Genomic DNA, 7,453 nt, shown 5'->3' on the forward strand with positions numbered 1-7,453 from the left:
GCGATCGACTCCGCGCCTCGCGCGGCGACGGCTGAGCGCGCAGGCGGGCGCGCGCGGGTAGGTAGGCGGCCGGGCGTCAGGCCTTTTCGAGGAACTTGCGCACCTGGGACTCGATGGCGCTGCCGGGGACGATGAACGGCTTGTCCGTGATGTCGACCGAGAAGCTCTGCGCGGCGATGGCATAGGAGCCCTTCACCGTCCCCGCCGGCGTGGGCACCGAGAACGTGCCGTTGCCCTCGTTGCCGCTGAACTGACCACCGGCCTTCTCGATCGCTGCCTTGGCCTTCGCGACGATGTCTTGAGCGGAGCCGGGGAAGGGGACTGAGAAGCTGTGCTTTGCCATGTCGTCTCCTCGTTGGGGTGCTCGGTCGCGATCCGGACGCGACGAGGCGCCGCAGAGCCTAGTGCGCCCGCGCCGGGGGTACCAGCGCGAATCGACCGGCGCCGGATCACCTGGGGATGGAGCGCGCGCCCGCTCGGCCTCCGGAGCGCTCGGGACCTCCGACGTGGCTTCCGTGTGCCTCTGGCGTGGCTCCGGCGCGGCTCTGCCTTGGTCGAGCCGCGGGGAGCGCGGCGGGGATCCGCAGGGCGGCGCGGCCCGCCATTTCGACGCGCAGGCGAGGATTGCGCTTGACAAGATGGACATAATTGCCGCTTTTTAAGCGCGGATTGCCCCCATCCGTGAACCGAGGACTTATGAACGACTCTCTTCTCAAGCCGTGGATCCTCCGCCGAGCGGGGCGGGTGTCCGCGCTCGTGCTCGGCGCGCTCGCGGCGAGCGCTGGATGCGCGACCTCGCAGGGCCCCTCCGCGGAGGCTCCTTCCGCCGGCGCCGCCCCGGGCGCCGACCCGGGCGCCGCGGCGAGCGCCGGGCCCGCGCAGACCAACCTGCTCAAGGCCTCCGATTTCAACGACAACAAGAGCCTGCCCTGGACCACCTCGTTCACCGCGCCGGGCGCGGGCAGCGCCGAGGTGAAGAACGGCGCCTATTGCGTGACGGTGACGAACAAGGGGTCGAACAACTGGGACGCCCAGTTCCGCCACCGGGAGATGGTGATCCAGAAGGGGCACAGCTACACGATCCAGTACAAGGCCTGGGCGTCCGCGCCCACGAAGGCGCGCCCGAAGGTCGGCATGTCGGGGCCGCCGTACGACGAGTACTGGTACGAGACCGTCGAGCTCGGGACCGAGCCCAAGACTTTCTCCGGCAAGTTCTCGATGGCGAAGGCCGACGACGCGACGGCGGAGCTCGCGTTCCACATCGGCGGCGCGATGGCGTCGGCCAAGGAGCCGTTCGAGGTCTGCATCGACGACATCCGCCTCGACGACCCGGAGTTCAGGGCCGCCGCGCCCGCGGGCGACGCGGCGGCGGCGGCGCCGAAGGTCGCCGTGAACCAGGTCGGGTATCTGCCGGGCGCGATCAAGATCGCGAGCGTGAGCAACGCGGCGACCGCGCCGCTCGCGTGGGAGCTGCTCGACGGCTCGGGCAAGCCGGTCGCGCGCGGCCAGACCAAGGTCTTCGGGAAGGACGGCGCCTCCGGCGATCACGTCCACCTCGTCGATTTCACCGCCCACAAGGCGCCGGGCCAGGGCTACGTGCTCAAGGTCGGCGAGGAGAAGAGCTACCCGTTCGACATCGGCGCCGACATCTACCAGAAGCTCAAGTACGACGCGCTCGCGTATTTCTATCACAACCGGAGCGGCATCGAGATCAAGATGCCTTATGCCGGCAAGCCCGAGCTGGCGCGACCGGCCGGGCACCTCCAGGACAAGAGCACGCGCTGCCTCAAGGGCAGCGGCTGCGACTACGCGCTCGACGCGTCCCGCGGCTGGTACGACGCCGGCGATCACGGCAAGTACGTGGTCAACGGCGGCATCTCGGTGTGGACGCTGCTCAACTGGCACGAGCGGACGAAGCACCTCGGCAGCTCGAGCGCCGATTTCGGCGACGGCAAGCTGAGCATCCCCGAGGGGAAGAACAACGTGCCCGACATCCTCGACGAGGCGCGCTGGGAGATCGAGTTCCTGCTGGGGATGCAGGTGCCGGAAGGCAAGCCGCTCGCCGGCATGGTGCACCACAAGATGCACGACGACGCGTGGACGGGCCTCGGCCTCGCGCCGCACGAGGACAAGATGACGCGCTCGCTGCACAAGCCGAGCACGGCGGCGACGCTCAACGTCGCTGCCGTCGGGGCGCAGTGCGCGCGCGTCTGGAAGACGGTCGACGCGGCGTTCTCCGCGCGGTGCCTCAAGGCCGCCGAGCGCGCGTGGGCGGCGGCGAAGCAGAACCCGGCCCTGTATGCGCCGCCCGGCGGCGACAAGGGCGGCGGGCCGTACGATGACACCGACGTCAAGGACGACTTCTACTGGGCCGCGGCCGAGCTCTTCGTCACCACCGGGAAGCCGGAGTACAAGCAGTACCTCCAGGCCTCGCCGCTCAACGCGCGGTTCCCCACGGAGGTCGACGGGGTGGCCTCGTCGATGAACTGGAAGGTCACGGACGCGCTCGGCCAGATCTCGATGGCGATCGTGCCCGGCCACGTCGACGCGGCGTGGCAGCAGCAGCTCCGCGGCCGCATCGCGAAGGCCGCCGACCAGTACCTCGCGGTCGCCGAGAAGGAGGGCTACCGGACGCTCGTCCAGCGGACGCCCGCCGGCAAGTACGAGTGGGGCTCGAACTCCTTCGTGCTCAACAACATGCTCGTGGTCGCGCTCGCCCACGACTTCACCAAGCAGCCGAAGTACCTCGACGGGGTGGTGCTCGGCATGGACTACCTCCTCGGGCGCAACGCGCTCGGGCAGTCGTACGTGACCGGCTACGGCGACAAGCCGCTCGAGAACCCGCACCACCGGTTCTGGGCCCACCAGGCGAACGGCAAGTACCCGAAGGCGCCGCCCGGCGCCGTGTCCGGCGGCCCGAACTCCTCGCTGCAGGACCCCCACGTCCAGAGCGCCGGCCTCAAGGGGTGCGTCGCGCAGCGGTGCTTCGTCGACCACATCGAGGCCTGGAGCGTCAACGAGATCACGATCAACTGGAACGCGCCGTTCGCGTGGGTGACCGCGTTCCTCGACGAGAAGGCGGGGAAGTAGGCGGGGCGGGCGGGGGGCGGGCATCCCGGGCGCCGAGGGGCGCGCCGCGCCGGCCCGTGACCGCCTCGACTACCGTCGTCCGAAGAGGCGCCGCACGAGGGCGGCGATCTCGTCGCCGTAGGCGAGCAGCGCCGCCATCGCCGCCGGGACCGCGCTCGCGGCGGCGATGAGCTTCCTCGCCAGCTCGGGGACGCTCGCCAGCCAGTCGTGGTCCACCGTCAACGTCTCGCCCGTCGCGCCGCCCACGAGCACGTCGAGCTCGAAGCGGCTGCGCCCGAGGCCGCTCAGCACGGCGGAGATCTCCTGTTGCTGCCAGTCGGGAAGGTCCCTGTCGTGCAGCAGGAGCGAAGGGGCCTTGTGCGCGCCGAGCTGCGCCAGCGTCCCCGCCCGCGCGCGGAGGCGCACCTCGATGTCTCCCGGGGGGCCGGCGCAGGTGCGGAACGCATAGAGCTTGATCTCGACCCCGGGCGCCGCGCGGCCTGGATAGTCGATCTCGTAGCGGCAGCCGCCCGCGTCCCACGCCGCCTCGCGGGGCCGCGACCAGAGCGCGAATCCGCCCAGCAGGAGCAGCGTGATCGAGCACCCGACGGCGAGCGTGCGCACCTGCTGCTCCCGCCGCTGCGTCGCCTCGCCCGGCGTGGGCTGGAGGTTGTTCCGCGTCCAGTCGGCGAGGAGCGGGATCGCCACCCGCTCGCGGTCGCCCCGCCGCTCCACGAGCCCGATGCGCCGCAGCCGGTCGAGCGCCGCGGCCACCGCGCCCGCGTCCTGGCCCGAGAGGGCCTGCTGCACGCCGCGCACGTTCCTCGGCTGCCGCGTCGCCACGGCCTCGAGCACCAGCCGCTCCGTCGCGTCGAGCCAGGGCAGCACGCTCGTGTTGAACGTCTCGCCGATGGCCGCGAGGTCGCGCGCGCCGTCGACGAGGTGGCGCTTCTCGATCCGGACCTCGTCGAGCGGCCCGTGCGGCGCCGATCGCCTCCGCCTGCTCACCACATACCCGCACAGCCTCCGCACGGCGTAGACGTTGCCGGCGGTGACCTCATGCGCGTAGCCGATCGCCTGCGCGTCGAAGCGCACGTTGATCTGCATTCCCAGCTCGGTGAGCATCTTCTGGACGTCCGCGGGCGTCAGCGGCGGGATGGGCAGCGCGTGCACCTGGTTCGCCAGCGGGTTCACCCAGCCGGAGATCTTGGCGTCGCCGAGGACGAACCCCGACAGGCTCGTCGCCACGACCGAGAGCAGCCCGCCGTCGCACGCCCGGCCGAGCGCGGTCCAGAGCCGCTGCGCGGCGGCCCGCTCGCCCTCGTCGGGGCCCTCGAGCGGCTTCAGGATCACGTCGGCGTCCTCGAGCACGAGGAGCGCCCGCTGCCCTTCGGCCCGGTCGCGAGCGGCCCGCGCCGCCCGCGCGATCCGCTCGCCGACCTCCGCGCCGGCCGGCCCCTCGTCGCCGAGCGCCCGGGCGATCTCGCGCGCGGCGGCCTCGATGGACGGGCTCGGGAGCTCGACGCACCGCACCCGCGCGAGCCGGGCGTCGACCAGCTCGCCGCGCGCCATCTCGACGAGCGACGTCTTGCCGCACCCGGGCGGCCCGTAGATGGAGACGAGCGCCGGCCGCTCGAGCGCGCGCAGCAGGTCGCCGAGGAGGGCGCGCATGCCGAACAGGCTCGTCGGATCCGCGGCGCGCGCGTTGACGGCGAACGGGTCGGGGAGGGCGTTGAAATCCGAGAGCCCCTCCCGGAGGAGATCGAGCGCGTTGCGGTCGTCGGCGACCGCCCGCAGCCGCGCGACGTGCACGGGCACCACCAGCGCGTTGTGCGCGCGGTACAGCGCGAAGATCCGCTGCCGCACGCCGGCGCCGAGCTCGAAGGAATCGCCGATGGCGAGGACCACCTTGCGCGCCCCCTTGTCCAGCCGGTCCAGGTGCGCTTCCAGCGATCTCGACTGGAGGACGAACGTCTGGGTGGCGAGCCGCCCCGGCTGCGCCGACCCGACGAGGAAGACGGCGAAGAACCGGTAATGGGCCGGGGCGTCGAACGAGGGATCGAAGAGCTGCGCCACGTGGGCCGACTCCCGCGCGCAGCGACCGAAGAGCGCGCGCAGGAAGCGCGCGATGGAGCCGGCGTGCTGGCTCAAGGTGCCGGGGAGCACGGCGCCGAGGGCGAGCCACGGATCGGACGGCGGCGCGGGGGCTACGCCGGCGGCAGGGAAAGGAGCGTGGCGGGCGGCCTGCAGCGAGGGGACGCTGCGAGGGGCGGTGTCGTCGTCGGCGAACACCTTCGGGCAGGCTGCGGGAGCGGGGGGGAAGGTCTCTCCAGGGGTCGTGTCAGGGCCGGTGTCGCCGACGGCCCGTGCGAGGGGCTGCGCCGGGTCGGCCGGACCGGTGGGGGGCGGCGGATCGGCGCGCTCGAGGGGCGGCGACGGGCGCGCGCCCCGGGGGGGCGCCTCAGACGCGGCTAGCAGCGTCCGGAGGTCGATCGCAGGCGCGCCGTCGGTGAGCGCGAGGAAGGCCTCGAGCATCTCGTCCGCGCTGCCGAAGCGGTTCGTTCGGTCCTTGGCGAGGGCCTTGGCGAAGAAGGCGTCCACGTCGGCGCCGAGATCCGGGAACGTCGAGGGGGGCCGGGGCTCCGTCGAGGTGATGGCGAGGATCACCTCCATGAGCCCCCGGGCGTCCGGCGCGAACGGCTCGACGCCGGTGAGCGCGCGGTAGATCACCGCCCCGAGCGAGAAGAGATCGCTGCGATGATCGAGATCGCGCAGGCTCCTTATCTGCTCCGGGCTCATGAAGAGGGGCGAGCCGATGACGATGCCCGTCTGGGTCGACGTCGGCGGCCCGGAAGGCTCCTCCAGCTTTGCGATGCCGAAGTCGAGGAGCTTCACGACGGCGCCGCCGTCGGTGCGCGTGATGAAGATGTTGGACGGCTTCAGGTCGCGGTGGATGATCCCGCGAGCGTGCGCAGTGTTCAGGGCTTGAAGCGCCGGCGTGAAGACCGCGCGCGCTTCGGCGAGCGACAGCCGAGGGCGCCTGCTCAAGACGACGCCGAGGTCCTCGCCTTCAAGCAGCTCCATGACCAGATACCGCAGGTCCCCCTCGACGCCGACGTCGTAGACGTCCACGACATGGGGGCTGCGGATCCGCGCGAGCGCCCTGGCCTCGATCTCGAACCGCCGAAGCGTGTTGGGATGCGCGACCGACTCGGGCGTGAGGATCTTCACGGCTACGCGCCGTTCGAGGCCGGTGTGGAACGCCTCCCACACTTGCCCCATCCCGCCGCTGCCGATCGGCCGCACCAACCGGTACTTGCCGTCGAGCTCCCGCCCCGCGCGCACGGCCGCCGGCATCATCGGCGCCTCGCTCCGTTCGGGCGCCGCTCGACCGAAGCGGTCCCGGACGACGCCCGCGGCGAGGACAGCTGCGCCGCGGCCGCCCGGCGTCGCGAGCCCGCTGGGCTCTGGCCTCGGCGGCGCGAGGCCGCGACGCTGCGCTTTGATCCACCACCTGAGACCGCAGGGAGCACGGCAGCAGGCTACCTCAACCGCCAGTCACCGGGGCGTCAGGTCACCCAGGTCACGGGGACCCGGCGAGCGCCGAATCCTCACGCCGAGCCGGGCGATGCAGCCCAGCTCGTCCGCTACCCGGCCGCCCCCCGGCGGCACCACGGCCGTTGACACGTCGGTGTCAAGATTTAAGAAAGGACGGCCGCTGGCACTGGCGCGCTGCGGCGCTGCCGTGCTGCGGTGCTGAGAGCCTGAAGAGGCCGGTGAACAGAACAAGCCGGCTGCTCTTCAGGTCGCTCGGTTTCTCTTTTCGCGCGCCTTCCCGCTCCGAAACGGGGCCCAAACGGGGGCATGCCGCGACGGCGTTGACACGCTCGTGGCCTGGGTATAGGGTGCGCCTTCGCGAACCGGCGAGGCCAGCCAGCCCAGCTCAATCCAGCTCATCCGAGCTGGAGCACAGCTCGGGGTTCTGGACGGCCTGGCCGTCCCGTCCACCTTACTCGAAGAGAAGGTTGACAGTTTCGCGACGGGACTCTAGATTGAGCTCTCGCGATTCGGCAGAGCCGGAAGGCAGGAAAGCCGCGTCTGGTGGTTTCTGGAGTTCCAGGAATCCCGACCGCTTGTAGCCCTCCAAACTGACCGATCGGTCTCTCGAAGTCAGCTTCTCCCAAGACGTTCGAAAGAAGTCGAAAGAGAAGGTTGACAACCCCGCGAAGGGGTCCTAGAAAGGGCCCCCCGCGCATCGGCGGACACGGAGAGTCGGCGGACGAAAGCCCGTGCCTCTCTGGGCCGTTCGATAGACGGGGCATCGTTCGAGGTGAACATTGCTGCGGCGCGTCCCGGAAGGGAGGTCGCCGGAGTGATCAGGCTC

The 7,453-nt window shown here is 71.4% G+C and carries 3 protein-coding genes; 1 reads left to right on the forward strand and 2 read right to left on the reverse strand.

Going from position 1 to position 7,453, the window contains the following annotated elements; genetic code table 11:
• Positions 1–76: 76 nt before the first annotated feature.
• A complete protein-coding gene (locus WMF33_RS12845) occupies positions 77–343 on the reverse strand; it encodes a hypothetical protein (protein ID WP_020734582.1) in 267 nt (88 codons plus the stop codon).
• Between the two features lie 353 nt (positions 344–696).
• On the opposite strand from WMF33_RS12845, the gene WMF33_RS12850 reads away from it, so the two are divergent.
• Positions 697–3,090, forward strand: coding sequence for a glycoside hydrolase family 9 protein (locus tag WMF33_RS12850; protein ID WP_437337401.1), 2,394 nt, complete (start codon positions 697–699; stop codon positions 3,088–3,090).
• A 69-nt stretch (positions 3,091–3,159) separates the two neighbouring features.
• Here the strand turns inward: WMF33_RS12850 and WMF33_RS12855 are convergent, their stop codons facing one another.
• Positions 3,160–6,429 carry a protein kinase domain-containing protein gene (locus WMF33_RS12855; protein ID WP_437337402.1) on the reverse strand — a complete coding sequence of 1,090 codons (3,270 nt, stop codon included), beginning with the start codon at positions 6,427–6,429 and terminating at the stop codon, positions 3,160–3,162.
• Positions 6,430–7,453 lie beyond the last annotated feature (1,024 nt).

Origin of the sequence: Sorangium sp. So ce394 (assembly GCF_051474665.1) — a bacterium.
In the GTDB taxonomy this organism is placed as follows: domain Bacteria; phylum Myxococcota_A; class Polyangia; order Polyangiales; family Polyangiaceae; genus Sorangium; species Sorangium cellulosum_D.